This window comes from Gordonia sp. JH63 (assembly GCF_009856645.1).
In the GTDB taxonomy this organism is placed as follows: Bacteria; Actinomycetota; Actinomycetes; order Mycobacteriales; family Mycobacteriaceae; genus Gordonia; species Gordonia hongkongensis.
Genome location: NZ_CP047235.1, coordinates 3823504 through 3848232, shown reverse-complemented (window position 1 = coordinate 3848232; position 24729 = coordinate 3823504). Strand labels below are relative to the sequence as shown.

Genomic DNA, 24729 nt, shown 5'->3' with positions numbered 1-24729 from the left:
AGAAACATGGCTCGTTATACCGGCCCCGCAACCAAGAAGTCTCGTCGTCTTCGCGTCGACCTGATCGGTGGAGACGCTGCATTCGAGCGTCGCCCCTACCCGCCCGGCCAGCACGGCCGCTCGCGGATCAAGGAGAGCGAGTACCTGCTCCAGCTACAGGAGAAGCAGAAGGCGCGCTTCACCTACGGCGTCCTGGAGAAGCAGTTCCGTCGCTACTACGAAGAGGCGAACCGTCGCACCGGCAAGACCGGTGACGAACTGCTGAAGATCCTCGAGACCCGTCTCGACAACGTGATCTACCGCTCCGGCATCGCGCGTACCCGTCGTCAGGCCCGCCAGCTGGTCAGCCACGGCCACTTCACCGTCAACGGTGTGAAGGTCGACGTGCCCAGCTACCGCGTCAGCCAGTACGACATCATCGATGTCCGCCCGAAGTCGCTGCAGACCGTCCCGTTCCAGATCGCCAAGGAGCTCGTCGGCGATCGTCCGGTTCCGGGTTGGCTCCAGGTCGTGCCGTCGACCCTGCGTGTTCTCGTGCACAGCGTGCCCGAGCGTGCCCAGATCGATGTCCCGCTGACCGAGCAGCTCATCGTCGAGTTCTACTCCAAGTAGTCCTTCGAGCAACACCCGCCCGACAGCAACAGCTGTTCGGTACACCCTCGAGGCCGTCATATAGCGGGCGGCCAAAGGAGAGATCCACAGAATGCTCATCTCACAGCGACCCACCCTCACCGAGGAAGTCCTCGCCGAGAACCGCTCGAAGTTCGTCATCGAGCCGCTCGAGCCGGGCTTCGGCTACACCCTCGGCAACTCGCTGCGTCGTACCCTGCTCAGCTCGATCCCGGGTGCAGCCATCACCAGCATCCGCATCGACGGTGTCCTCCACGAGTTCACCACCGTGGCCGGGGTCAAGGAGGATGTCACCGACATCATCCTGAACCTCAAGGGCCTCGTGGTCAGCTCGGACGAGGACGAGCCGGTCACCATGTACGTGCGCAAGCAGGGTCCGGGCACCGTCACCGGTGCCGACATCGTGCCGCCGGCCGGTGTCACCGTGCACAACCCCGATCTGCACATCGCCACCCTGAACGACAAGGGCAAGCTCGAGATCGAGCTCGTCGTCGAGCGGGGCCGCGGCTACGTCCCGGCCGTGCAGAACAAGGCGTCGGGTGCCGAGATCGGCCGCATCCCGGTCGACTCGATCTACTCGCCGGTGCTCAAGGTGACCTACAAGGTCGAGGCCACGCGTGTCGAACAGCGCACCGACTTCGATCGACTGGTGCTCGATGTGGAGACCAAGAACTCGATCAGTGCGCGTGACGCGCTGGCATCGGCGGGCAAGACCCTGGTGGAGCTGTTCGGGCTCGCCCGGGAGCTGAACGTCGAGGCCGAGGGCATCGAGATCGGGCCGTCGCCGGCCGAGGCCGACCACATCGCCTCGTTCAGCCTGCCGATCGAGGATCTCGAGCTGACCGTTCGTTCCTACAACTGCCTCAAGCGCGAGGGTGTGCACACCGTCGGCGAGCTGGTTGCACGGACCGAGTCGGATCTGCTCGACATCCGCAACTTCGGTCAGAAGTCGATCGACGAGGTCAAGGTCAAGCTGCACGCGCTCGGTCTGTCTCTTAAGGACAGCCCGGCCAGCTTCGATCCGTCGCAGGTCGCGGGTTACGACCCGGCCACCGGCACGTGGTCGGAAGACGCGTCCTTCGACGCCGATTCCGGTGAGGATTTCGCGGAGACCGAGCAGCTGTAGTCGCTACGACGCGGCGGTAGCTGTCACTGCCCAAACCCTGACTTCCGCATCGAGTGATGTGGAGTCCTCCTAGGAGAAGACAATGCCCAAGCCCACCAAGGGTGCCCGCCTCGGCGGGTCGGCCAGCCACCAGAAGGCGATGCTGGCGAATCTCGCCACCTCGCTCTTCGAGCACGGCCGCATCACCACCACGGAAGCCAAGGCCAAGCGCCTGCGTCCGTACGCGGAGAAGATCATCACCCACGCCAAGGCCGGCAAGCTGGCCAACCGTCGTGAGGTGCTGAAGGACATCCGTGACAAGGACGTCGTGCACACGCTGTTCGACGAGATCGGCCCGTTCTTCGCCGATCGTCCGGGTGGCTACACCCGCATCATCAAGACGCTGCCGCGCAAGGGTGACAACGCCCCGATGGCCGTGATCGAGCTGGTGCGCGAGTCCACCGCGTCGAGCGAGGCCAGCCGCGCGACCCGCGTCGCCGCCTCCAAGAAGGCCGCCGAGGACAAGCTCGACGCCACCGAAGAGGTTGTCGCTGATACCGATTCGGCTGACGCGAACGTGGTGGAGGCCGTCGAGGCCGACGCCACCGATGCCGAGGTCGCCAACGCCGAGGCTGTCGCCGAGGCCGTCGACGACGAGTCCACCGCCGCGACCGCTCCCGATGCCGAGGCAGCCGGAGCCGACGTCGACGGTGAGAAGAAGTAGTCGACTGAGTCGAGAACCGCAGACCGAACCCGTCGGCGCCGATTCCGGTGCCGGCGGGTTCTGTCGTCTCCGCTTCGACATCTCGTACGACGGCACCGACTTCGCCGGATGGGCACGGCAGGTCGGCCAGCGGAGCGTGTGCGAGGAACTCGAGACGAGGTTGTCGACGGTCCTACGGGTGCCGGTGCGGCTGACCGTGGCGGGGCGCACCGACGCCGGTGTGCATGCGACCGGGCAGGTCGCACACGCCGCGGTTCCGCGGTCGGTGCTGGAGACCCGATCGATCGCCGGCGACCCCGCGACGCTCGTCGGGCGTCTCGCGAAGATGTGTCCCGATGACGTCCGGGTGACGGCCGTGCGCGTCGTCCCGGAGGAGTTCGACGCTCGGTTCTCGGCGCTGCGCCGGCATTACCGCTACCGGTTGACCGATGCACGGTGGGGTGCCGAACCGGTGGTCGCGCGGACGACCGCGACATGGCGTCGGCCGCTCGACGTCGACGCGTTGAACGCGGCATCGTCGGAGTTGCTCGGCCTGAACGACTTCGCGGCGTTCTGCCGTCGGCGGGAGGGTGCGACCACGATCCGGGAATTGCAGCGGTTCTCTTGGACTCGGGACGCCGAAGGAGTCCTCGTCGGCGAGGTGAGCGCGGACGCGTTCTGCTGGTCGATGGTGCGGTCGCTGGTCGGCGCGGTCGCGAGTGTGGGCGACGGCAGGCGCGACATCGACTGGTGCCGTGGGCTTCTCGAGGAGCGGGAACGCAGTAGCCAGGTACCCGTCGCCGAGGCCCGGGGTCTGTGCCTGGTCGGCGTCGACTATCCCGCCGACGACGAACTCGCCGCACGCAACACGGTGACCCGCGACGTGCGCGGGTCGACCGGTTGCTGCGGTGGGTGACCACCCGCCGTCTCGACGGCGACCCCGGAGTTGTTGTGACACAAGGAGGCCCCGGGGACCGATCCCCGGGGCCTCCTCGAGCGCAGCGGTCAGTTGCCCAGCTTGAGGCCGTTCTTGTCCCGAACACTGCCGGTCAGCATCATGATGCCGTCGACCAGCGCCCAGATGGCGACACCGAAGATGATGACGAACCCGATCAGGAAGATCGCGGTGATGTAGCCGAGGATCGTCAGGCCGAGTTGAATCGCGCCGGTGGTGTTGTCGCCGATGTAGAAGCGGCCGACGCCCAGGCTGCCCAGGAAGATCTGCAGCAGGCCGGCAACCAGCTTCGACTTGTCGGACAGCGGTTCGCCGGTGGCCGGGTCGCGGCCGTAGGGAGCAGTGGGGTCGGGAGCGCCGCCGTAGCCGTAACCGGGCGCCGCGGGATACCCGCCCTGCGGGGCTCCGTACTGCTGGGGTGCGCCGTACTGCTGCGGTGCCCCGAACTGCTGGTCCCCGTACTGCTGGTCGCCGTACTGCTGGGGTGCCCCGTACTGCTGGCTCCCGTATTGCTGGTCGCCGTACCGCTGGCTCCCGTACTGCTGGTCGCCGTACTGGGGATTGCCGACGCCGGGCTGCGAGGTCCCCGCGGTGCCGAACTCCGAACCCCCCGGCTGCTGGCCGGGGTCGGTGCCGTACGACGGCGAGGCGTCGGCCGGTGGCTGCTTGACGAACGGGTCGTGGGGCTTGTCGCCCGGGTTGTCTGGTGTGGTCATCGGGTGGTCCTCCTCGTGACTGGATGGAGCGGCGTGCTCATCTCGAACGTGCGGGCGGCTCAGGCGACGGTGGCCAGTTCGCGTGCGTAGTACACGCGACCGGACACATCGCTCATCGTCCAGGGCGACGTGGCGGGGATGTTGGTGACGTGCATCGCGCCGCCCGCGCCCCGGACCCGTACCTGGATGAAGCCCGTTGTGCGCCGTTCTTTCATCAGCAAGAACAGCAGACTCAGAAAGCAGATCAGAAAGAACCCGACCAGCGCCAGCACCAGGCCCGTCTGCGACATCTGTTCGGAGGACACGGACATGTCGGTGACCTCCCACTGCGAACCCGCGAGCGGGAACGTGCCCGACGGCGTGATCACGTGGTGCTGTGTGCACGTGATGTCACCGATGACCACGAGCGGCGGCTCGGGTAATGCTGCGGCACCCGCGTCGAAGAACGGCCCGGGCGGCGCGTAACCCATGCCGGGGCCCGGGAATTGGGCGGGAGTGGGCACGAAGCCGGGACTGGAGTCGTAGGCGTTCGGCTGATGCGGCAACGGACGGGTGCCGTCATTGCCATTCCCCGGGTACGTCATCCCGCAATGGTGGCATACGCGAGTGTGTTTCGGGTCAGGTGGCGTTGCGCTCGTCTCCGAAGGCCTCGAGCACCTCGTCGACGGTCTCGTCGTCGCCGACGAACTGCTCCGGATGGGCGCCCTCGGACATCAGATGCCGCCAGTTGAGCGGATCGAATTCCACCGGCGCGTGGCGCGCGATGAAGTCGATGACGATCCGGCAGAACCGTTCGGGGTCGTCGTGGAACGGGAAATGTCCTGAGCCGGAGAAGGTCTCGAACTCCGAGTGTGGGATCGCCGAGTGCGCCAGTTCGCCGTGGTGATGGGGGATCACGATGTCCCGGTCGCCCCACACGAGCAGGACCGGCAGGCGTTCGGTGAGGTAGCAGCGGTCGAGCATCGTGACGGACTGGCCGCGCCAGTCGACGACGGCGCGCAGGGTGCGGAGGAAGGCGGCCGACGCGGTGGGGTCGGCGAGCCCACCGAGGACCCGCATGAGGTCCTCGTGGTCGGCCAGTAGATGTTCGGGCGTGGCCGAGGACGGGAACAGGGGCGGCACCGGCGCGGCGACGATCGCTTTCGCGAGCGTCGTGAGACCAGGGATCACGCCGGGGACGCGGAGTACCGACAGCACCTGCGGGACGACGGGCAGCGAGAACAACCGCAGGGCGGGGTTGACGTCGCGGGTGACCCCGCCGGCCGCGACCAGCACCAGGCGCTCGACGAAGCGCGGGAACTGATAGCAGAACTGCATCGCGACGCCGCCGCCCAGGGAGTGGCCGACGACCGTCACCTTGCTGATCCCCAGGACGACGAGGAGGTCGCGCATGCCGTTGGCGAAGGCCGGCACCGAGTAGTCGGCGCGTGGCTTGTCCGATTCCCCGTGGCCGAGCAGGTCGGGTGCGATGACGGTGTAGTGCTGCGCGAGGATCGGGATGACCTCGTCCCACGTCGACGAGTTGTCACCGATGCCGTGGATGAGCAGCAGCGCCGGACCGCTGCCGGCGATCCGGTAGGCGCGCCGGTAGCCGTGGATGGTGTGGTACTCGATGCGGACGTCGGTGTCGGAGACCGGACGCAGCGTCGGACCGGACGTCGTGGTCGGGGACGGATCCCGGTGCTTGGTGGGCACTGTCTCTCCCCTCGGTGTCGCTCGGGCGGTGTCGGTCGCGTCCTCGCGACGGAGCGGTGGATGGCAACGGGCGTTGTCCCGCTAGTCGTCGAGTAAACCGCATCACCGGTCGTCGTGCGCGTCGGGTGCCGGGGTGCCGGCCGGACCTGGGTTGCCGGGATCTGAATGGTTGCCGACGCTTTGCCACGTCGCGACGGTCACCGGGCCCCGGCGGGTCGCTGCGCCACTAGTGTTGGATTCGATGAACCCCTTCGACATCGAGTCCTTCGTGGCCACCGGTGGCCTCATCGGACTCTGCGTGCTGATCTTCGTGGAGACCGGCATCCTGGTCGGGTTCATCTTTCCCGGCGACTCGGTGCTCTTCACCGCCGGCGTGTTCGCTGCGCAACCCGATCCCTTCGCACCGCTGTGGCTGTTGTGCCTGGCTGTGCCGCTGGCGGCGATCATCGGCGACCAGTGCGGCTACTTCATCGGCCGCCGTGTGGGGCGCGGGGTGGTCGAGGGCAAACTGATGCGCACCATCGGACCCGAGTATCTCGCCAAGACGAACCACTACTTCGACCGCTTCGGGCCGCTCACCGTGTTCTTCGGCCGGTTCATCGGGATCGTCCGCACCCTGACCCCGCTGGTCGCCGGCTTCAGCGGCATGCCACATCGGACTTTCACCCTGTTCAGTGTGCTCGGCAGTTTCACCTGGGCGGCCGGGATCATCCTGCTCGGCTACTTCCTCGGCAACATCCCGGTCATCCGCGACAACATCGAGATCTTCATCATCGCCTCCGTGTGCACGATCGTCATACCGACGTTCATCCACTTCGGTCGGCGCTGGCGGATCGCGCGCCGGGATCGGCGCGCCGAGACGCCTTGAGGCGAATCACCGGTCCCTGAGGAGCGCACGGAGCTTGCGGAGGGCGTGACCAGCCCCCGGTCCCTGAGGAGCGCCCGGAGCTTGCGGAGGGCGCGACCAACCCACGCTCCCTGAGGAGCGCCCGGAGCCTGCGGAAAGGCGCGACCAACCACCGGTCCCTGAGGAGCGCCCGGAGCCTGCGGAGGGCGCGTCACGAAGGGTCGGCCCCGCGTCTCACCAGGTCCCGTCGGCCGCGCGGGATCAGGGGTCGGTCAGCGGAGGAACGGCTCCTCCCGTTGTCCGGGGGCACCCGAGAAATCGTCGGCGATGGTCGCGGCGAGTTCGATGAACGATCGCTTCGTCGGCTTCGACATCAGTTCGAGGTCGACGTCCGCGCCTTCGGCGAGATGGTCGTCGAACGGGATCTTGTGCACGGCGCGGCACCGCGTGAGGAAGTGCTGACCCAGCTGGTCGGTGTCGATGGTCGACGACCCGGGTCGCGACGAACTCAGGACGACCACGGCGCGCGAGACGAGGTGTCCGAAACCGTGCGCCTCCAGCCAGTCCAGGGTCGCGCCGGCGCTGCGGGCGCCGTCGAGAGCCGGGGAACTGACGAGGATGATCGTGTTCGCGAGGTCGAGGACCCCGTTCATCGCCGAGTGGCTCAGACCGGTGCCGCAGTCGGTGATGATGATGTTGTAGAAGCGCTGCAGCACGGTGATGACGCCGCGGTATTCCTCCTCGTTGAACGCCTCGGCCATCGCCGGATCTCGTTCGGAGGCAAGGACTGAGGCGACTCGGCGCCTGCGACGTGTGGGCCCGGACGTCTGAGTAGCGGTAGACGTTCTCATCGGCGAGCAGGTCGCGGACGGTCGACCGGGTCTGCTGCGGAATGCGCTGTGCGAGCGTACCGAGGTCGGGATTGGCATCGACGGCGATGACGCGGTCGCCCCGCAGGGAGGCGAACGTCGAGCCGAGGCCGACGGTGGTCGTCGTCTTGCCGACTCCGCCCTTCAGCGACAGCACGGCGATCCGATAGTCGCCCCGGACCGGCCGGTTCACCCGTTCGAGCAGCTGCTGATATTCGATGTCGCCCTGCGACTCACCGGGATTGATCGCGCCGGCCGACAGCGTGTGCACCGCACGACGCCAGCCGCGACTCGGTGCGCGACGGGCCTTTCGGATGAGGGCCACCTCGTCGAGCGAGGGGCCTCCCGACGGTGGCCCGTACCCGTGCTGCATCGGCTGCCCGGGAAAGGCGGGGGCGGGACCGGGGCCCATCGGAGCGGGGCCCGCGTACGGCGGAGGTTGATGGCCGGCGACCGGAGTCGGTGGCATCCCCGGCTGGGCGGACCACGCGGGAGCGGACTGGGGAGCCGGCGGGGCGGGCGGCACGATCTGCGGCGAGGCGGGGTGCGGCGGCATTCCGGATGCCGGTGCCGGGCCGGTGACGTGCCCGGGTCCGAGGTTGTCGGGTCCGAAGTGGTCCGGCCCCGGGACGGGAGGAGCCTGCGGCGGCCACGGGGGAGCGACCGGGTTCTCGGTCGATGAGATCTCGGGACGCGGCTCCGGCGGAACGGGCCCGCCGTGAGGACGGGGATCGGCGGGCGCGGGCCCCGGGCGGTCGGCGGCGCCGGGATGGTCGGCGGACGGACGAACGGCGGCGGGATGGTCGGGCGGTGGCGCCGACCGGCTTTCGAAGTCCGGCCGCGGGGGCATCGTCTCGCGGGCCGGTGATGCGCTGTCCGGACGTGCGGACGGTCCCCGGGGTGCGGGCGGCGCGGGCGCTGCAGCCGGCGGCTGTTGTGGAGCGGCGGTCGGCGGGGCGAACTGCAGCCAGGGCGGCGGCGCCGGGGCGTCGGCATCAGGAGCGCCGGGCCCGGTTCCGTCCGGTCTCGTCGGGTTCTCGTACGTCATCGGGGAATCCTCTGGTCAAGCGGCCGGGCGCCGATCGCGTTGCGGCGAGTTCGGCGAGGCGTGCAGCGATCCACCCCGTTTTGTCGATCGACCCCGGCTGCGTCCTGCGGCAGTCTACCCAAGGTCCTCGACCTGGTCCGGACGACGTCCACAGGGCCGCCTCGAAGACACGCGTTCGGCATAGTGCATCTCTGGTGTGGTGGGGCCGAACCGAGTATGGCACTATGCAGGCACTCAACACATGTGCGCAGCGGGGTGCGCGGTTCTTCACGGATCCGTATGTGGGAGGTCTGGTTCCGTCGAACGAAAATTCGATGGAACCGGAAGGGACCCCGGCTGCGTCATATTCGGCGTGAAGGGGGTGCAGCTTTCCATGACCTACTCCGACGATCCTCGGGATCTCGTCGACGGTGATCCCGACGACCCGTGGGCGGTGTTGCACGAGTTCGTGACCGCGCGGTCACGGTCGGGCGGGCTCGGCGTCCGGACCACCGCGCAAGGTCTTCCGGTGGCGGTTCGTATCGAGGCGTCCGAACTCGACAAGGATCCGGCTCTGCTCGCCAGCGACATCCTCCGACTCTGTCAGCAGGCGGCGATGTCCGCCGGTATCCGGCTCCGCGAGAACCTGCTCGCCGCCGGCATCGACCGAGACCTCGTGCAGGAGATGCAGTTGCCCCGCCCGGACGATCTCGCACGAGCCGAATGGCGCGACGACGAGGAAGCCGACGCGCCCGCGTCGTGGTTGCAGCGATGACCTGGGGGATGGACGAACTCGAGGCGCGCGCGCAACGGCAGCTCGACGGCCTGCACGGGTTTCAGGAGAAGCTACGCGCGATCTCGGTCCGGGAGACGTCGTCCGACGGGCTGGTCACCGCCGAGGTGGACGGCAAGGGCGCGCTCATCGACCTCGAATTCGCGTACGGCGCCAACGAACTCGGCGCGAGCCGGCTGGCCGAACAGGTCGTGACGACCGCCGCGCTGGCCGCACAGAAGGTCTACGCCCGGATCGCCGCGGTGACCGAGGAGTTCAACGAGTCGTTCGGCGACATGCTGGCCGCTCGTCCGGCCGAATGACGGACCCGGCCGACATGACACCGATCCATCAGACTGACACCCACGAGGGGGTTCGAGAATGACGAACGTCAAGGTGACGCCGGAGGTGCTCGAGGGCTTCGCCGCCACGAACGCCGCGATGGCGACCGCCGTCGGCACCGCCGGGTCGATCGACGCCGCGGCCAACACCGCGGCGATGGTCCCCGTCTTCGGGCTCATCGGGCAGGAATTCCTCGCCGCCTTCATCGCTGCGCAGGCCAGTCACCTCATGTCCGTGGGGCAACTCGCGGCCGTGCATGCCGCCACCGCGGCGTCGACTGCGGCGGGTCTCGCCGAGTTCGAGGGCACCGACGCTGCCAGCGCCGCAGCCATCCGTTCGGTGCTGTGACGGTTCCACCGCTACCGGGCATCCCGGATGTGCCTGCCCTGAACCACATGACGGTGCAGGAGATGATCGAGTCGACCCCGCTCGGCCCTATCCTCGACCGCACGGTCGCCGACGTCCTGGGCGGACTGGGTCTGCCTCCGCTGCCGGTGCTGCCCCCGTTGCCGCCGATGCCGGGACTGCCACCGCTGCAGCCACCGAACCTGGACATGTTCATCAAACCGATGACCGACCTGCTGGGCGGTTTCGGCACCGGTGACCTCTCGGGTGGCGGCTTCGACCCGACCGTCATCTTCGAGAGCCTCACCAAGGTGCTCGAGACGTCGATGACGATGGGGCAGAGCGCACTCAAACTCGCCGACCAGCTGTGGGCAGGGCAGGGCGCGGTGAGCGCCGGCGCCAAGACCGCCGAGGCGGGGGCGAACAGTTCGGCTCTGGCCACGCAGGGGTCGGGGATCTCGTTGGATACCAAGACGGCGGCCGCGATCGTGGCAAAGGGACTCGCAGTCGTGCAGGGGATCATCGCGGCGACGGTCGCGAAGATCACCGGCTTCGCGGTACCGATGATGATGGGACCGGCGGTCGGCGCAGGCTTCGCAGCTGCGGCCGGGTTCGCCTCCGTCGGACTGTCGCAGGCGACCGCCGCGGTCGCGGTGACCCGGGCCGAACTACTCGGCCCGACGACGGCGATGGCCGTGAACGGTGCCCCGGTCGCCGTCACCGGTGCACCCACCGCGGGCGCGGGACAATCGCCGTTCACGCTGGCCAGTTCGATCCTCGACGTCGTGTCGCCGGCGATGTCGACGGCCACCGAACTGCCCACCTCGCTGATGCAACCGATCAGCAAGATGCTGAACGTCGAACACGGTTCTCCCGCCGTCGTCCCGGCTGCGCTGTCGCCGAAGTCGAAGGGCGCGGGCGGCGGTGGTGGTGGCGGGGGAGGAGGCGGTGGCGGTGGTATCGGAGGCGTGGGCGGAATAGCGACGCCGCTGGGCGCTTCCCGGCCGACCGTCCCGACGAACTTCAACCTCGGCGAACCCGCGCTCGGTGCATCGACGACCGCCAGGCCTGTGACGGCGCCTGCCGCGATGCCGATGGGTGGCGCACCGATGGGCGGTGCCCCGATGGGTGCCGCAGGCGCGCGGGGCGCGGGCGCCGCGGACGACCAGCACTCGGTACCCGACTATCTCGTCACCGAGGACAACGGCCGTCGCGTGGTCGGTGAGTCGCCCGAGGTCGCGCCAGCGGTCATCGGCCATGAGGAAGCCGCAGAACCCGATCCCAGCCCGGACATCGAACTGCGACTGGGCGTGCCCGGTCCGAAACGAAACGAGGAAGTATGAGCAACTCGCAACTCCGCGTCGAACCCGCCGAACTGGTCTCGGCGGCAAGCGACCTCGACCGGATCGCCGATCGCCTGGAGCACGCGCTCACCGCCGCCGGTCGGGCGTTGCCCGTGGCCGCGCAGGGTCGCGATGAGGTCTCGACCGCAGCTGCCGAGAGTTTCACGACGGTGGCCGAGAAGTTCGAAACCGACGCGGCGACGGGAGTTCTGGAGATGCGGAAGATCGCCGCCGTACTCCGCGCGCAGGCCGCCGGCTTCATCGAGGGCGATGCCGAGGCGTCGGACGCCTTCCGGGTGGCGCTGTAGCAGAGCGCGAACCGCCTGCGTAGCAACATCATTCCGCTCACACATCCACAATCCGCCGGCATCGAAGGGAGGCGCTCGTGATCGGCTTCACCGGAGTCAACTGGGACACCCGCCCGACCGAACAGCTCGCCGCCGACCTCGGCGCCGGTCCCGGGCCCGCGCCGCTGGCGGAAGCTGGCCTGGCCTGGGCCGCTCTCGCCGCGGAGGTCGGGGAAGCCGGTGTCGAGTACGCCGCCGTGCTGGCACGCCTGGGGGCACATTGGCAGTCCGCCCACACCAGTGCGGCTTTCGAGAAGCTGACCCGGCTGGCCCCGTGGTTCGCCGAAGTCGCGACCGAGGCGGCCGAGAATGCCACACGCGCCGAAGCCCAGGCCGCGGCGATCACGGTCGCGCGGTTGAACATGCCCGACCTCGCCGAGGTCGACGTCGTCGAGAAACTGCACGAGATCGCAACCACCGCCACCGCGGTCGCACCGATCATCGCCGGTGCGGCCGCCCATGCCGAGCGTGCGGTCGCGCACCAGCGAATGCGGGCTGCCCGTGTGATGCAGACGTACGAGAATGCCACCGAACCTGTTGCCGCGCCGTGGGAATCGGCGAAACCCGCACCGGGGCTCGTGTCCGGTGACGCGCTCGCCGCCGAGCGGGCGGCGGCGGCCCGCGCGGCCGCCGCGCCACCTCCGACCCCGGCGCCGGCCGCGCCTCTGGGTGCGGCGATGCCCGCGGGCATCGGGGGAGTGTTCCTGCCGCCGCCCGAGAAGCTGAAGTACGCACCGACGATCGTCGCGAGCGGACCATCGCAGGTCCCCGCCACGACGTCCGGCGGCGCTCCGGGGGCGTCGGCCCCCGGCACCGGCCCCGGCGTACCGCCGCCGGTGGCCCCGGGTGTCGCCACGGCGGACCGCGGTTCGGTCGTCCGCACCGTCGGCGCCGACGCCGCCGAACTGGACTCGTCCGACCCTCCGCCCTCGGTGGCGACCGAATCCACGGAACAGACGACCTGGGCCGAGCTGGCCACGTCGGATCGTCCTGCTGCGCATTATGTCTCGGCGCCAGACGGGCACGGAATGCCCGACGTCGATCCGCGCTACCTGTCGGAGACGCTGATGCTCGGCAACCCGGGTGAACGCCGATGATGCCGATCGTGCACGACGCCGGGATGACGTTCGATGCCGCAGTCCTGTGCCGGCTCGGCGAACGTTTCGGAGTCCAGACCTGGCCGGTCGTCCTCGACCTCGGGAACGTTGCCGCGGAGTCCGACACCGGGAATGACTCCGCCAACGTCACCCAAGCCGACCCCGACGCGGTGATCGCGGCGCTCGAACTCGTCGAGCACGGTGAGCCCACACCGTGGGCGTCGACGGTGCTACGGGTGCTGGCGCAACCGCAGCGTGAGATCGAGATCCGCTCCTACACTGACGACGTGGCTCGCCGAATCTGTGTGGCGCGCAACGGCCACGACCACGTACTCGTGACGCGGACGGGCCGTCGCGTCGACGTCACGGTCGTCGATGTCGCCGACGTCGAGGCCCTCGCCGCGGTCGTGCGGGCGCAGTTCGACGCTCTCGAATCCGCCGCGGAGCCGGCGGAATTCACGGCCTTCGCGGCTCCGTCCGACGAGGTCGTCGACCGGCTCGGCCGTTGTCGGGCCGGCACCGAGACGACCGACGCCCTGCACGCGCTCGGCGCCGCACCGGCCGATGCCGTCGTCGTCTCGGCAGGGTTCGCGTCGTGCCGGACCCGCACCGAGGTCGTCGCCTCGATGAACGAGGACGGACGATTCGCTCAATCTTCTGGAGCTGTCGCGATTTTCGACACCGAACGGGGTCGAATCGTGTCCAGTCCCAGCAAGTCCCCGGACGGTCGGGTGTGGACCACCTTCTCGCCGGGAACGGGTCATCGAATCGCACAGGCCGTCAGCCTGTTGATAGAGACCCTGCCCGACGGGAAATGGATGCCATGATCCGCATCGGGGGATTCCGCGGAACAGACCGCCGCGGGAATCAACTGTCAGGGGTATCTGTGTCACGGATACCAACGGGGGCATCGCCAAACGGTGCCGTTACACAGGAGGAGCACTCATGCTGAACTTGCCCGGAGCAGGCGGCGGCGCCGGCGTCACCGTGAACGTCGCGGACGGACAGGCCACCGCAGCCAAGGTCGGCAGTCTCGTCGAGGACATGAAGACTGTCATCAACCAGATCGCCCAGCACGCCGGAAACGCCACACCCACGTGGCAGGGCTCGGCCGGTGTCGCGTTCGACGGCACGCACACCGACTGGAACAAGGCCGCGCTGACCATGAACCAGCTGCTGGAGCAGATCAAGACCCAGCTCACCAACGGCTTCGCCGGCTACGAGGACCAGGACGCGGCTGCCGCGCGCGGACTCAACACCAGCGTCTGACACCGGTCCGCATCCCGAACCTCACGTTCTGCGAAAGGAACCCACCATGAACGGCTCGATCAATTACGACTTCGCCGCTCTCGGCGATCTCAGCGGCGGCCTCCGGGCTGCCTTCACCCGGCTCGAGGACCTGAACTCGCAGCTCAAGGCGCAGGTCGCCGCCCTCGACGGGAACTGGAACTCCCAGCAGGCCAAGGCCGCCTACGTCGACGCGCAGGGTGCCTTCGATCGGATCTTCACCCAGTCCCGTGACTCGCTGACCGCGCTGGAGCAGGGTGTCAGCAACGCCAGCCGCGTCATGCAGGACACCGACGCAGCGATCGGAACGGGTTTCCGCGGTCTCGTCTGACCGCCGACCGATACGTAGCCCGACGTCAGGACGGGGACCCCACGGCCGTGCGCCGGGGTCCCCGTTCGCGTTCGGGCGCGCCGTCTGCCAACGCCCGCGGGAGTCCCGCTTCGTGCGATAGCGTCGACGTCTACAGACCTCGCGGCACCCGTGCCCCGAGGGCGCAGATCTCGACGAGGAGGTAAGCGGTGGCATCTGCCAAGACCGTCGGAGGTGGTCGGGAGCAGTTCACCCGGAACTCCGGCTTCATCTTCGCCGCAATCGGTTCCGCAGTGGGCCTCGGCAACATCTGGCGCTTCCCGGGCGTCGCGTACGAGAGCGGCGGTGGTGCGTTCCTCATCCCGTATCTGGTCGCCCTGCTGACCGCGGGCATTCCCGTGCTGTTCCTCGACTACGCGGTCGGGCACCGCTTCCGCGGCACCGCACCACTGTCGTTCCGACGCATCAAGAAGCCGGTCGAGGCGCTGGGCTGGTTCCAGACCGGTCTGCTGTTCGTCATCGGCGTCTACTACGCGGCGGTCATCGCCTGGGCCGCCAGCTACTTCGTCTTCTCGTTCAACCAGAGCTGGGGCGACGACCCGGCTACCTTCTTCACCCAGGACTACCTCCAGGTCGGTGATCCGGGTGTGTCGACGACCATCGTCGGCGGCGTCGCACTGCCCCTGGTCATCGTGTGGCTCGCGGTGCTGGCCGTCCTGGCCCTCGGTGTCGCCAACGGCATCGAGAAGGTCAACATCGTCTTCATCCCGCTCCTGTTCGTCGGGTTCGCAGGTCTGGTCATCCGGGCGATCACCCTGCCCGGTGCTGCTGACGGACTCAACGCCCTCTTCACCCCGCAATGGGCCGCTCTGAAGGACCTCGATGTCTGGATCGCGGCCTACAGCCAGATCTTCTTCTCGCTGTCGATCGCGTTCGGCATCATGATCGCGTATGCCTCGTTCCAGCGACGCCGGGCCAACATGACCAGCTCGGGTCTGGTCGTCGCGTTCGCCAACTCCTCGTTCGAGATCCTCGCCGGCATCGGCGTGTTCTCGGCGCTCGGATTCCTGGCCTACCAGCAACAGGTGGCCGTCTCGGATCTAGAGGGTCTGACCGGTCCGATCCTGTCGTTCGTCACCTTCCCGGCCGTCATCTCGGAGATGCCGGGCGCCGCGTTCTTCGGAGCGCTGTTCTTCGGCTCGCTCGTGATCGCGGGCTTCACCTCGCTCATCTCGCTGATGATCGGTGTGTCCGGTGCGCTCCAGGACAAGTGGGGCATCAGCCGCACCAAGGCGGCGGTCGGCGTCTCCGGTATCTGTGGCCTGATCTCGATCGCCCTGTTCTCCACGACCTCCGGCCTGATCGCCCTCGACACGGTGGACATGTTCGCCAACAACGTCGGCGTCGTCGCGTCGGCGATCATGATGACGGTCATCCTCATCTGGGTGCTCCGCCGCGGAGACATGCTGCGCCAGCACCTGAACGCCGTCTCGACGTTCAAGGTCGGCAAGATCTGGCTGGCGCTCGTCGGGGTCGTGGCGCCGATCTTCCTCACGATCATGCTGGTGCAGAAGGTGTGGTCGGTCATCGACGAGGGATACGAGGGATACCCGACGTGGTACCTCGGCGTCTTCGGCTGGGGCACGATCGCGCTGGTCGTCGTGGCTGCGGTGCTGCTCACCCTGTCGTCCTGGAAGGGCCGGGATCAACCGGACTTCCTACCGTGGCCACCGCTGGCCGACACCGGCCGCACCTCCGGCCCGTCCACGAAGGAGACCGTCCGATGAGCGGTATCGCCATCGTCATGCTCATCGTGTCGATCACCATCGTGTGGGGTGGGCTCGTCGCGAGCATCGTGTTCCTCCGCCGTCGGCCCGAGGTGGAGGACTTGGCAGAGGATCCGGACCTGGTCCGGGAGGACGCCGACCGCGCGGCCCGGCCCCACCCTTCGCGCGACACCTGAGGCTCGGAGCACCTGCCCCTCGGAACCGCCCGGTCGTTCGGTTAGCCTGGATCGAACGCATTCGCGCCTGCATCGACGGGCGCCCGACGCGAACGACAAGGGGATCAAGTGACGACTGCTCAGGACGAGCTGAAGGCCGACAGCCGCAACGGAATCGACTACAAGGTGGCCGACCTGTCCCTCGCGGACTTCGGCCGCAAGGAGATCGAGCTCGCCGAGCACGAGATGCCCGGACTCATGGCGCTTCGACGCGAATACGCGGACGTGTTGCCGCTCAAGGGAGCTCGTATCTCCGGCTCGCTGCACATGACCGTGCAGACCGCGGTCCTCATCGAGACCCTCACCGCGCTCGGCGCCGAGGTGCGATGGGCGTCGTGCAACATCTTCTCCACCCAGGATCACGCGGCCGCGGCGATCGTCGTCGGGCCCAACGGCACGCCGGACGAGCCGAAGGGTGTGCCGGTCTTCGCCTGGAAGGGCGAGACCCTGGAGGAGTACTGGTGGGCGGCCGAGGAGATGCTCACCTGGCCCGGTGAACCGGCCAACATGATCCTTGACGACGGTGGCGACGCCACGATGCTGGTGCTCCGCGGCGCCGAGTTCGAGAAGGCCGGCGTGGTCCCGCCCGCGGAGGACGATCACCCCGCCGAGTACAAGGTGTTCCTCGAACTGCTGCGCAACCGGTTCGAGACGGACAAGGGCAAGTGGACCGCGATCGCCGAGTCGGTCCAGGGCGTCACCGAGGAGACCACCACCGGTGTGCTGCGGCTGTACCAGTTCGCCGCCGCCGGCGACCTCGCGTTCCCGGCGATCAACGTCAACGACTCGGTCACCAAGTCGAAGTTCGACAACAAGTACGGGACCCGCCACTCCCTGATCGACGGCATCAACCGCGGCACCGATGTCCTCATCGGCGGCAAGAAGGTGCTGATCTGCGGGTACGGCGACGTGGGCAAGGGGTGCGCCGAATCGCTGGCCGGGCAGGGCGCCCGCGTCCAGGTCACCGAGATCGACCCGATCAACGCGCTGCAGGCGCTGATGGACGGCTTCGACGTCGTCACCGTCGAGGACGCGATCGGCAACGCCGACATCGTCATCACGTCGACCGGCAACCTCGGCATCATCACCCTCGAGCACATGCGGGCGATGAAGCACCAGGCGATCCTGGGCAACATCGGCCACTTCGACAACGAGATCGACATGGCCGGCCTCGAGCGGTCGGGTGCCAAGCGCATCACCGTCAAGCCGCAGGTCGACCAGTGGATCTTCGAGAACGGCAAGTCGATCATCGTGCTCTCCGAGGGGCGTCTGCTCAACCTCGGGAACGCGACAGGTCACCCCTCGTTCGTCATGAGCAACAGCTTCTCGAACCAGGTCATCGCGCAGATCGAACTGTGGACGAAGAACGACGAGTACGACAACGAGGTCTACCGCCTGCCCAAGCACCTCGACGAGAAGGTGGCCCGCATCCACGTGGAGGCGCTCGGCGGCAAGCTCACCAAGCTCACCAAGGAGCAGGCCGAGTACATCAACGTCGATGTCGAGGGGCCGTACAAGCCCGAGCACTACCGCTACTGATCGGTCGGCATAGACAAGGAGCCCCACCTCGGTGGGGCTCCTTGTCTATGACCGGGGGTTCGAAAGCCGGGTCCCCGAGGTCAGGTCCCGATGTCGGGTTCGGCGTCGGGGCAGTAGATCCACGAACCCTCCTCCTTGAGGAAGCGCTCGTTCGACTTCTCCGATGCCGTTCTCTCCGTGCCCTTCTCGAGGTGGGACACGACCTCGGACTGGGCGACGTTCCCGTCGAAGACCGTGTCGAGAAAGCCGTCGAGAACGATGTCTCCGCCGTCGGCAGGGGGTACGCCGGTGATCCGGTCGCGGGACTGGGTGCAGACCGCGGCGCGCATGCGCGCGACGTCGCGCCCATTGCGGGCGGTGATGTAGGCGAGCAACGCCGCCCGGATCTCGGAGAGGGCGGTGTAGTCGGTCGATCCCGGCTCCGACCCGCTCTCGCTCGGCGACGGGTCGTCGGAGGCGGAGGTCGGGCCCGACGTCGCGCTGGACGAACCGGCGACCACGGTGTCGTCCGACGACGATCTGGTCACCACCACCGTGAGCACCAGGGCGATCACCGCGACGACCGCGACGCCGCCGAGCACCCAGGCGACGATCACCCCGGTGTTGCCGCGCGGCGGCGGGCCGGGCGGGCCCCCGAATCCGGGAGCCCCGGCCCCGGGGGGACCATACTGTCCCGGGGCGAACGGGGGGCGGCCGTACGGGGCGGGCGGCGGCACCGGCCCCCGGTCGGGCGGAGGGCCGTATCCCCCCGGGCGATGCGGACCGGGCACTGGTTGCCGACCCGGGCCGTACTGCTGACCGGGACCCTGTTGACCGGGGCCCTGCCTGCCGGGACCCGGCGGGCCCGAACCCTGTGGACCCGAGCCCGGCCGGCCGGGGCCCGGCGGACCGTACGGCGGCGGTCCACCACCTGGTGGCGGTGGCTGATAGGTCATGAAACGCCCTTCAGAATCGGTGGTCCCAGGCTATCGAAAGGGTGCCGCGAGGTCATCGGACGCGTCATTCGGTCGGTGCTGTTCGGTCGGTACGGAGGTCGTCGGCCAGGCCCGCGACATCCTCGCCGTCGAACAGGTACCAGGGCGACATCCAGCCGCCCCCCGCGAGTTCGCGGTAGACGGCGTCGACCCGGCGCTGCAGGGCGTCGTCGCGTTCGTAGGCGTCCCGGGCTCGCGCCGCGTCCTGGTCGGCGCGCGACGCCGCACGCTGCATCGCGACCTCCGGTGACACCCCGAGCAGGACATGGCGGTCGGGGACCGGCATGTCGAATCGGCCGAACTCCAGGTCGACGACCCACCGCACCATCTCACCGCCGGCGCCCTGCTCCAGACGTGCGGCGTTGTAGGCGGCGTTGGACGCGACATAGCGGTCCAGGATCACGATGTCGTGGGCTTTGGTGGCGGCGTGGATGTCCTCCGCCGCTCCGGCCCGGTCGAGCGCGAACAGCAGTGCCATCGCGTACACGCTGTCGCGTAGGTCACCGTGCGAACCGTGCAGCGCTTCGGCCGCGATGTCAGCCGTTGCCGACCGGCCGTAGCGGGGGAAGGTGAACGTCGCGACCCGGAGTCCGGCCGCTGACCATCGGTCGATCAGACCGGTGACCAAGGTGTTCTTGCCGGCGCCGTCGAGTCCTTCCACGGCTATCAATTGACCCACGCCGGGGAGTCTAGGTGGTGGGACCAAACGGGTCAGAACGTCCGTCCCGGCGCGTCGATCACCACGGTTTCATCACGGTGATGTCACCATTGACAACATGAAGCCCCGCATCCTCGTCGTCGACGACGACGCCGCACTCGCCGAGATGCTGACGATCGTGTTGCGCGGCGAGGGTTTCGAGCCCTTCGTGGTGGGCGACGGCACACAGGCTCTGACCGCGGTCCGGGAGATCCGTCCCGATCTGGTGCTTCTCGACCTCATGCTGCCCGGCATGAACGGCATCGACGTCTGCCGTGTGCTGCGTGCCGATTCGGGTGTGCCCATCGTGATGCTGACGGCGAAGTCCGACACCGTCGATGTGGTGCTGGGCCTGGAATCCGGCGCCGATGACTACATGGTCAAACCGTTCAAGCCGAAGGAGCTGGTCGCCCGGGTGCGTGCGCGCCTGCGCCGGACCGACGAGGAACCGGCCGAGCTGCTGTCGATCGGCCCGGTGGAGATTGACGTGCCCGCCCACAAGGTCACCCGCGATGGCGTGCCGATCTCGCTGACCCCGCTCGAGTTCGACCTGCTCGTCGCGCTCGCGCGCAAGCCCCGTCAGGTGTTCACCCGCGATGTCCTCCTCGAACAGGTGTGGGGATACCGGCACCCGGCGGACACTAGACTCGTCAACGTGCATGTCCAGCGGTTACGCGCCAAGGTCGAAACCGACCCGGAGAATCCCGAGGTCGTCCTGACGGTGAGGGGGGTCGGCTACAAGGCCGGCCCGCCGTGATCGGTCGATCTCGACGACGGGTCAACAGCACTCTCGGACGCTTCACCCGCACCGCCGGCGCTGTCGGACGTGCCTTCGGGCACATCTGGCGGCGCTCGCTGCAGTTGCGGGTCGTGGTGTCCACGTTGGTGCTGTCGGTCGTCGTTCTCCTCATTCTCGGCTTCGTCCTCGTCACCCAGATCACCGACCGGTTGCTCGATGTCAAGCTGGCGGCGGCGACCGAGGAGATCGATCGCGCCCGCATCTCGGTGGAGCGCGATCTGTCGAGCGGCGCGGGCAACATGTCCGTCCAGAACCGTTTGCGTCAGACGCGGTCCCTGCTCACCGACCGGGACGCCGACACCGGGCAGGCGTCGGGTGCCGTCGGTGCCTTCGACACCGTCCTGCTGGTACCGGGCGGCTCCGACAACGGGGTCGCGAGCGGCGTCGGGCCGACGGCCGAGGTGCCGTCGAACCTGCGGGACATGGTCCGCGGCGGTCAGGTGGCCTACCAGTACACCCAGGTCCCCGACGGGACGGGGGGTCGGGCGCCGGCGCTGATCGTCGGCAGTCCCACGAACGCCTCGGTGCCCGGCCTCGAGCTGTATCTCGTGTTCCCGTTGACCGCGGAACAGAACACGCTCGACCTCGTCCGCGGCACGCTGCTGACGGGCAGCATCGTGCTGCTCGGCCTGCTGGCCGCGATCGCGTGGCTCGTGTCGCGTCAGGTCGTCATCCCGGTGCGGTCGGCGTCGCGGATCGCGGTGCGGTTCGCCGACGGCCGACTGAAGGAGCGAATGCCGGTCCGCGGTGAGGACGACATGGCCCGGCTCGCGATGTCCTTCAACGACATGGCCGAGAGCCTGTCCAAGCAGATCACCCATCTCGAGGAGTTCGGCGGACTGCAGCGGCAGTTCACCTCCGACGTCAGCCACGAACTGCGCACGCCGCTGACCACCGTGCGGATGGCCTCCGACGTGCTCTACGAGGGCCGCGAGGATCTCGACCCGGTCCGCAAGCGGTCGGTGGAGTTGCTGGACAAGGAACTCGACCGCTTCGAGACGTTGCTCAACGAGCTCCTGGAGATCTCGCGTCACGACGCCGGCATGGCCGAGCTGGCCGCCGAGCGGATGGACATGGCCATCCCGATCGACGGTGCCCTGGCCACCGTCGGTCACCTCGCGGAGGAGACCGGCACCGAGCTCGTCCTCGATCTCCCGGCCGAACCCGTCCTGGCCGAGATCGATCCGCGTCGCGTCGAACGCATCCTGCGGAACCTGCTCGCCAACGCCATCGATCACGGCGAACGGAAACCGGTGACGCTCACCATGCGTTCGGATGGTGACGCGGTGGCCATCACCGTGCGCGATCAGGGCATCGGACTGCGGCCGGGGGAGGAGAAGCTGGTGTTCAACCGGTTCTGGCGATCCGACCCGTCGCGATTCCGGCGTTCGGGCGGTACCGGCCTCGGCCTCGCCATCAGCATCGAGGACGCCCGCCTGCACCAGGGGCGCCTCGAGGCGTGGGGTGAACCGGGCAAGGGCGCGTGCTTCCGGTTGACGTTGCCGCTCGTGCGCGGGCACAAGGTCCTCGGTTCGCCGCTGCCCCTGAAATCGGTGGGTACCCTGCAGCGCACCTCCGCGCCCAGGACGGGTGGGCGCGCCGCGGGCCCGGGAGCGGGTGCCGAATGACGCGGTCATCCCGGTCCGGCCGCGCCGTCCTGGCGCTGGCGCTCGGCATCGCGGCGCTGCTGCTGGTCACCGCGTGCGGGGCGATCCCCAACGACTCGTCGCCCCAGCCGATCAAATCGTTCGAACGGGAGGGCGCGACCAACGCCGTCCCGGTGCCCCAGGCCGACATGGATCCCGAGGCCCTGGTGCGGGCCTTCCTCAAGTCCACCGTCGATCCCGACTCGGCGCATCGCTCGGCGCGCGCATTCCTGACCTCGGTCGCCTCGCAGCAGTGGGACGACCGCGGCGACGCGCTGATCGTCGACGAGATCAACACCTTCGTCGATCAGCGCAACGAGGACTCGGTGCGGATGCGGCTCATCGGCGACAACGTCGGGACCCTCAAGTCCGACGGTCAGCTGCTGCCGGCCTCGGGACGGGTCGAGACCAGCATCAGCCTCACCCGCTCGGGAGACCAGTGGCGCATCGACGGGCCCCTGCCGAACGGCACGATGATCGACCGGGACCAGTTCGACAGCACCTACCGGCCGGTCTCGCTGTACTACAGCGACCGCACCGGGCGCCGGCTCGTCCCCGACCCGCGCTGGCTCTACGCGGGACAGGCGACCGACCCGACCGTGCTGGTGAACCGGTTGATCGCGGGACCCGCGTCGGACCTCGCGGCCGCAGTGGACAGCGGCTTCCCCAACGGAGCCGCACTGCGGGGTCCGGTCGTCGGCCTCGCCGGCGGCGGCGTACGTGTGGATCTCGACGGCATCGGGAGCGCCCCCGCGCGGGATCGCAACCTGCTGGCGGCGCAGATTATCTGGACGCTCGACGGCGCCGACATATCCGGGCCCTACGTCATCGACGCCGACGGCGCGCCGCTGGCCGCCGAACGCGCCTCCGGATGGCAGACCACCGACGTGCGGGCCTTCGATCCGAACTCTGTGCCCACCACCGATGTCGGGCTCAACATCGTCACGGGCGGCGCGTTGCGAGCGGTGACCGACACCGCGACCGTGCCGGTGCAGGGGCCGCTCGGGTCGGCGCGCGATCTGCGGTCGGCGACCATCTCCGACAACGGGGCGCGGGTGGCCGCGGTCCGGAGTCTGTCCGGACCCGAGCGCAGGCTCGAACTGGTGATCGGCGACTACGGCGGCGACGTCGGACCGATCGTCGGCGGGTCGTCGATCACCCGGCCGTCGTTCGGCTCCGACGAGAACACCGTGTGGGTCGTCGTCGACGGCAAACCGATCCAATGGCAACGCGACGACGACGGCACCGCCACCGTGCCCGTCGAGGCTTCGGCGATCCCTACGGTCGCGCGAGGCGCGATCACCGAGATGCAGGTGGCCCCGGACGGTGTGCGCACCGCACTGGTGGTCGGCGGACAGATCGTCTTTGCGGTGCTGTCGACCAACACCGAGGGCCAGGTGTCGCTGACCAGCCCGCGGATCGCGGCCTACAACATCGGCAACCGCGCGGTCTCGGTGGACTGGGCGTCGCCGACGACGCTGATGATCGCGCGCGAGGCACCCGAGTCGCCGGTCGTGCAACTGTCGATCGACGGCACCCCGGCGGTTGGCCTGCTGAGCGGCAACGTGTCACCGCCGGTGCGGGCGGTGGTCGCCAACGCCTCGACGATCTACGTGGGCGATCAGCGCGGTGTGCTGCGACTCGGCAGCAGCAACGGCCAACCCGACCAGTACTGGACCGAGGTCGAGCCGGCGATGATCGAGGGCGCGATCCCGGTCCTGCCCTGAAATCCGAGCCGCTACCGTCAGGCAGCTGCGAGCACGACGACCGCCGCGACGTCGACGCCGTTCTCGGCGAGCACGCGCACCGATTCGGTCACGGTTGCGCCGGTCGTCAGCACGTCGTCGACCAGGATCGCGCTCGCCCCGGGGGCCGGGACGGCGCCGGAGCGCAGCCGGACGGCGCCGCGTAGATTCCGGGCGCGGGCCCGGGCGTCGAGTCCGGCGGAGTCCCGTGCCGTCGCCGACGTCACCAGCAGCGGTGCGACCCGTACCCGTCGGCCCAGTGCGGGCGCCGCGTTCGCCGCCACCGCCGTGACGGGGTCCCCGCCGCGCCGCCGCGCCGTCATCCGGCGGGTCGGTGCCGGGATCAGGAGCAGCCGTTCGGCGTCGGGGAGCTCACCCCACCGGGCCAGCACGCGGACACCGAGCGCGAGGGCGGTGCCGAGGGGCCGGGCGAGATCGCGACGGTCGTGTTCCTTGAGCGCGATGATCGCCTGCCGATGCGGACCGCGGTACCGGCCCAGCGCCCAGACCGGGACGCCGGGCGCGACCCGAGGGTGGGCCGCGATGGGGGCGTCGGACAACGCGCGCTCGCATCGTCGGCACCACCGGGTACCTGGGCGACCGCACCCGCCGCAGACCATCGGGAACATCAGATCGGCTCCCGCCTCGAAGACCTCCCGGCGCCACGTCACGCGCCGACGGTAGTGCACCTCGCACAGGTGTGCGGGGCGGTGGGCGAGGGTGTGCACAACCGGGGCACGGGTGCTCGCGGGAGGATCTCGTGCCCGTTCGTCCCGACATGCCGACGCCGCGCCGCAAAACGTGGCCGATACCGGAACTTGCGGCTACGGTCGGGGGTACAGCAGGTTGCCGGAGGCCGTCGAGGTGTGCCGGCCACGACCGCTTTTGCCGGGAGGTGATGCCCCTGTCTTTGAGTGTCAGCTGTCAGCTGACATGG

The 24729-nt window shown here is 68.9% G+C and carries 26 protein-coding genes and 1 pseudogene; 20 read left to right on the top strand and 7 right to left on the bottom strand.

Annotated features, from left to right (window positions below; all coding sequences use genetic code 11):
- Window positions 1-6: 6 nt before the first annotated feature.
- The 4 genes from rpsD (at window position 7) to truA (ending at window position 3354) form a co-directional block, all read left to right on the top strand.
- Window positions 7-612: a 30S ribosomal protein S4 gene (gene rpsD, locus GR168_RS17290; RefSeq protein WP_058251964.1), complete on the top strand. Its 606-nt coding sequence runs from the start codon at window positions 7-9 to the stop codon at window positions 610-612.
- 91 nt (window positions 613-703) lie between these two features.
- Window positions 704-1756 carry a DNA-directed RNA polymerase subunit alpha gene (locus tag GR168_RS17285; RefSeq protein ID WP_058251963.1) on the top strand — a complete coding sequence of 351 codons (1053 nt, stop codon included), beginning with the start codon at window positions 704-706 and terminating at the stop codon, window positions 1754-1756.
- Between the two features lie 82 nt (window positions 1757-1838).
- A complete protein-coding gene (rplQ, locus tag GR168_RS17280) occupies window positions 1839-2459 on the top strand; it encodes a 50S ribosomal protein L17 (protein ID WP_065631830.1) in 621 nt (206 codons plus the stop codon).
- Window positions 2416-3354, top strand: a complete 939-nt coding sequence (gene truA / locus GR168_RS17275) for a tRNA pseudouridine(38-40) synthase TruA (RefSeq protein WP_083207441.1) — start codon at window positions 2416-2418, stop codon at window positions 3352-3354. The genes rplQ and truA overlap by 44 nt, the downstream gene beginning before the upstream one ends.
- Before the next feature lie 89 nt (window positions 3355-3443).
- Here the strand turns inward: truA and GR168_RS17270 are convergent, their stop codons facing one another.
- Genes GR168_RS17270 through GR168_RS17260 form a run of 3 tightly spaced genes read right to left on the bottom strand, consistent with a single transcriptional unit; the run spans window position 3444 to window position 5804 of the window.
- Entirely contained in the window at window positions 3444-4109 is a 666-nt protein-coding gene (locus GR168_RS17270; RefSeq protein ID WP_159371317.1) for an NINE protein, read from the bottom strand.
- Between the two features lie 59 nt (window positions 4110-4168).
- On the bottom strand, window positions 4169-4693 hold the full coding sequence (locus tag GR168_RS17265; RefSeq protein WP_159371316.1) for a hypothetical protein: 525 nt from the start codon (window positions 4691-4693) through the stop codon (window positions 4169-4171).
- A 34-nt stretch (window positions 4694-4727) separates the two neighbouring features.
- Entirely contained in the window at window positions 4728-5804 is a 1077-nt protein-coding gene (locus tag GR168_RS17260; RefSeq protein WP_065631833.1) for an alpha/beta hydrolase, read from the bottom strand.
- Between the two features lie 241 nt (window positions 5805-6045).
- Between GR168_RS17260 and GR168_RS17255 the strand changes: the two genes are divergently transcribed.
- A complete protein-coding gene (locus GR168_RS17255) occupies window positions 6046-6672 on the top strand; it encodes a DedA family protein (RefSeq protein ID WP_065631897.1) in 627 nt (208 codons plus the stop codon).
- A 251-nt stretch (window positions 6673-6923) separates the two neighbouring features.
- Here GR168_RS17255 and GR168_RS17250 read toward each other — a convergent pair.
- Window positions 6924-8568: pseudogene (locus GR168_RS17250) on the bottom strand (AAA family ATPase).
- 373 nt (window positions 8569-8941) lie between these two features.
- On the opposite strand from GR168_RS17250, the gene GR168_RS17245 reads away from it, so the two are divergent.
- The 12 genes from GR168_RS17245 (at window position 8942) to ahcY (ending at window position 17931) form a co-directional block, all read left to right on the top strand.
- The gene (locus GR168_RS17245; RefSeq protein ID WP_065631835.1) at window positions 8942-9322 is read left to right on the top strand and encodes a hypothetical protein; all 381 of its coding nucleotides are present in this window, start codon (window positions 8942-8944) and stop codon (window positions 9320-9322) included.
- An 8-nt stretch (window positions 9323-9330) separates the two neighbouring features.
- On the top strand, window positions 9331-9642 hold the full coding sequence (locus GR168_RS17240) for a YbaB/EbfC family nucleoid-associated protein (RefSeq protein ID WP_159371963.1): 312 nt from the start codon (window positions 9331-9333) through the stop codon (window positions 9640-9642).
- A gap of 58 nt (window positions 9643-9700) precedes the next feature.
- Complete coding sequence (locus tag GR168_RS17235) at window positions 9701-10009, top strand: type VII secretion target (RefSeq protein WP_058251955.1); 309 nt, start codon at window positions 9701-9703, stop codon at window positions 10007-10009.
- A 47-nt stretch (window positions 10010-10056) separates the two neighbouring features.
- Window positions 10057-11349 (top strand): hypothetical protein, encoded by a 1293-nt coding sequence (locus GR168_RS17230; protein WP_238994922.1) that lies wholly within the window; start codon window positions 10057-10059, stop codon window positions 11347-11349.
- A complete protein-coding gene (locus tag GR168_RS17225) occupies window positions 11346-11657 on the top strand; it encodes a PE family protein (RefSeq protein ID WP_065631837.1) in 312 nt (103 codons plus the stop codon). Before GR168_RS17230 ends, GR168_RS17225 begins: the two co-directional genes overlap by 4 nt.
- 77 nt (window positions 11658-11734) lie before the next feature.
- Entirely contained in the window at window positions 11735-12793 is a 1059-nt protein-coding gene (locus GR168_RS17220) for a PPE domain-containing protein (protein WP_078113321.1), read from the top strand.
- Window positions 12790-13620 carry an ESX secretion-associated protein EspG gene (locus tag GR168_RS17215; RefSeq protein ID WP_159371314.1) on the top strand — a complete coding sequence of 277 codons (831 nt, stop codon included), beginning with the start codon at window positions 12790-12792 and terminating at the stop codon, window positions 13618-13620. The genes GR168_RS17220 and GR168_RS17215 overlap by 4 nt, the downstream gene beginning before the upstream one ends.
- Window positions 13621-13738: 118 nt before the next feature.
- Window positions 13739-14062 carry a WXG100 family type VII secretion target gene (locus tag GR168_RS17210; protein ID WP_065631840.1) on the top strand — a complete coding sequence of 108 codons (324 nt, stop codon included), beginning with the start codon at window positions 13739-13741 and terminating at the stop codon, window positions 14060-14062.
- A 46-nt stretch (window positions 14063-14108) separates the two neighbouring features.
- The gene (locus GR168_RS17205) at window positions 14109-14411 is read left to right on the top strand and encodes a WXG100 family type VII secretion target (protein WP_058251950.1); all 303 of its coding nucleotides are present in this window, start codon (window positions 14109-14111) and stop codon (window positions 14409-14411) included.
- A 188-nt stretch (window positions 14412-14599) separates the two neighbouring features.
- A complete protein-coding gene (locus GR168_RS17200) occupies window positions 14600-16177 on the top strand; it encodes a sodium-dependent transporter (protein ID WP_159371313.1) in 1578 nt (525 codons plus the stop codon).
- On the top strand, window positions 16174-16353 hold the full coding sequence (locus GR168_RS17195; protein ID WP_058251948.1) for a methionine/alanine import family NSS transporter small subunit: 180 nt from the start codon (window positions 16174-16176) through the stop codon (window positions 16351-16353). Before GR168_RS17200 ends, GR168_RS17195 begins: the two co-directional genes overlap by 4 nt.
- A gap of 108 nt (window positions 16354-16461) precedes the next feature.
- Window positions 16462-17931: an adenosylhomocysteinase gene (gene ahcY / locus GR168_RS17190; protein ID WP_159371312.1), complete on the top strand. Its 1470-nt coding sequence runs from the start codon at window positions 16462-16464 to the stop codon at window positions 17929-17931.
- Between the two features lie 80 nt (window positions 17932-18011).
- On the opposite strand, the gene GR168_RS17185 is transcribed toward ahcY, so the two are convergent.
- Together GR168_RS17185 and GR168_RS17180 are read right to left on the bottom strand one after the other, a co-directional pair.
- Window positions 18012-18647 (bottom strand): hypothetical protein, encoded by a 636-nt coding sequence (locus tag GR168_RS17185; RefSeq protein WP_238994921.1) that lies wholly within the window; start codon window positions 18645-18647, stop codon window positions 18012-18014.
- Window positions 18648-18930: 283 nt separating this feature from the next.
- A complete protein-coding gene (locus GR168_RS17180; protein WP_159371310.1) occupies window positions 18931-19584 on the bottom strand; it encodes a dTMP kinase in 654 nt (217 codons plus the stop codon).
- Between the two features lie 88 nt (window positions 19585-19672).
- Here GR168_RS17180 and mtrA point away from each other — a divergent pair, with 88 nt between their 5' ends.
- From mtrA to lpqB, 3 genes are read left to right on the top strand one after another with little or no spacing between them, the layout of a single operon-like run.
- Complete coding sequence (gene mtrA / locus GR168_RS17175; protein WP_091344371.1) at window positions 19673-20359, top strand: MtrAB system response regulator MtrA; 687 nt, start codon at window positions 19673-19675, stop codon at window positions 20357-20359.
- Window positions 20356-22029 carry an MtrAB system histidine kinase MtrB gene (gene mtrB / locus GR168_RS17170; protein ID WP_058251944.1) on the top strand — a complete coding sequence of 558 codons (1674 nt, stop codon included), beginning with the start codon at window positions 20356-20358 and terminating at the stop codon, window positions 22027-22029. Before mtrA ends, mtrB begins: the two co-directional genes overlap by 4 nt.
- Window positions 22026-23774 carry an MtrAB system accessory lipoprotein LpqB gene (lpqB, locus tag GR168_RS17165; protein ID WP_058251943.1) on the top strand — a complete coding sequence of 583 codons (1749 nt, stop codon included), beginning with the start codon at window positions 22026-22028 and terminating at the stop codon, window positions 23772-23774. Before mtrB ends, lpqB begins: the two co-directional genes overlap by 4 nt.
- Window positions 23775-23791: 17 nt before the next feature.
- On the opposite strand, the gene GR168_RS17160 is transcribed toward lpqB, so the two are convergent.
- On the bottom strand, window positions 23792-24421 hold the full coding sequence (locus tag GR168_RS17160; protein WP_137810668.1) for a ComF family protein: 630 nt from the start codon (window positions 24419-24421) through the stop codon (window positions 23792-23794).
- Window positions 24422-24729 lie beyond the last annotated feature (308 nt).

Bases quoted from the DNA above. Each gene is read 5' to 3' on its own strand.
- rpsD (WP_058251964.1), top strand. From the start codon at position 7: ATGGCTCGTTATACCGGCCCCGCAACCAAGAAGTCTCGTCGTCTTCGC.
- GR168_RS17285 (WP_058251963.1), top strand. From the start codon at position 704: ATGCTCATCTCACAGCGACCCACCCTCACCGAGGAAGTCCTCGCCGAG.
- rplQ (WP_065631830.1), top strand. From the start codon at position 1,839: ATGCCCAAGCCCACCAAGGGTGCCCGCCTCGGCGGGTCGGCCAGCCAC.
- truA (WP_083207441.1), top strand. From the start codon at position 2,416: ATGCCGAGGCAGCCGGAGCCGACGTCGACGGTGAGAAGAAGTAGTCGA.
- GR168_RS17270 (WP_159371317.1), bottom strand. From the start codon at position 4,109: ATGACCACACCAGACAACCCGGGCGACAAGCCCCACGACCCGTTCGTC.
- GR168_RS17265 (WP_159371316.1), bottom strand. From the start codon at position 4,693: ATGACGTACCCGGGGAATGGCAATGACGGCACCCGTCCGTTGCCGCAT.
- GR168_RS17255 (WP_065631897.1), top strand. From the start codon at position 6,046: ATGAACCCCTTCGACATCGAGTCCTTCGTGGCCACCGGTGGCCTCATC.
- GR168_RS17245 (WP_065631835.1), top strand. From the start codon at position 8,942: ATGACCTACTCCGACGATCCTCGGGATCTCGTCGACGGTGATCCCGAC.
- GR168_RS17240 (WP_159371963.1), top strand. From the start codon at position 9,331: ATGGACGAACTCGAGGCGCGCGCGCAACGGCAGCTCGACGGCCTGCAC.
- GR168_RS17235 (WP_058251955.1), top strand. From the start codon at position 9,701: ATGACGAACGTCAAGGTGACGCCGGAGGTGCTCGAGGGCTTCGCCGCC.
- GR168_RS17230 (WP_238994922.1), top strand. From the start codon at position 10,057: ATGACGGTGCAGGAGATGATCGAGTCGACCCCGCTCGGCCCTATCCTC.
- GR168_RS17225 (WP_065631837.1), top strand. From the start codon at position 11,346: ATGAGCAACTCGCAACTCCGCGTCGAACCCGCCGAACTGGTCTCGGCG.
- GR168_RS17215 (WP_159371314.1), top strand. From the start codon at position 12,790: ATGATGCCGATCGTGCACGACGCCGGGATGACGTTCGATGCCGCAGTC.
- GR168_RS17210 (WP_065631840.1), top strand. From the start codon at position 13,739: ATGCTGAACTTGCCCGGAGCAGGCGGCGGCGCCGGCGTCACCGTGAAC.
- GR168_RS17205 (WP_058251950.1), top strand. From the start codon at position 14,109: ATGAACGGCTCGATCAATTACGACTTCGCCGCTCTCGGCGATCTCAGC.
- GR168_RS17195 (WP_058251948.1), top strand. From the start codon at position 16,174: ATGAGCGGTATCGCCATCGTCATGCTCATCGTGTCGATCACCATCGTG.
- lpqB (WP_058251943.1), top strand. From the start codon at position 22,026: ATGACGCGGTCATCCCGGTCCGGCCGCGCCGTCCTGGCGCTGGCGCTC.
- GR168_RS17160 (WP_137810668.1), bottom strand. From the start codon at position 24,421: ATGTTCCCGATGGTCTGCGGCGGGTGCGGTCGCCCAGGTACCCGGTGG.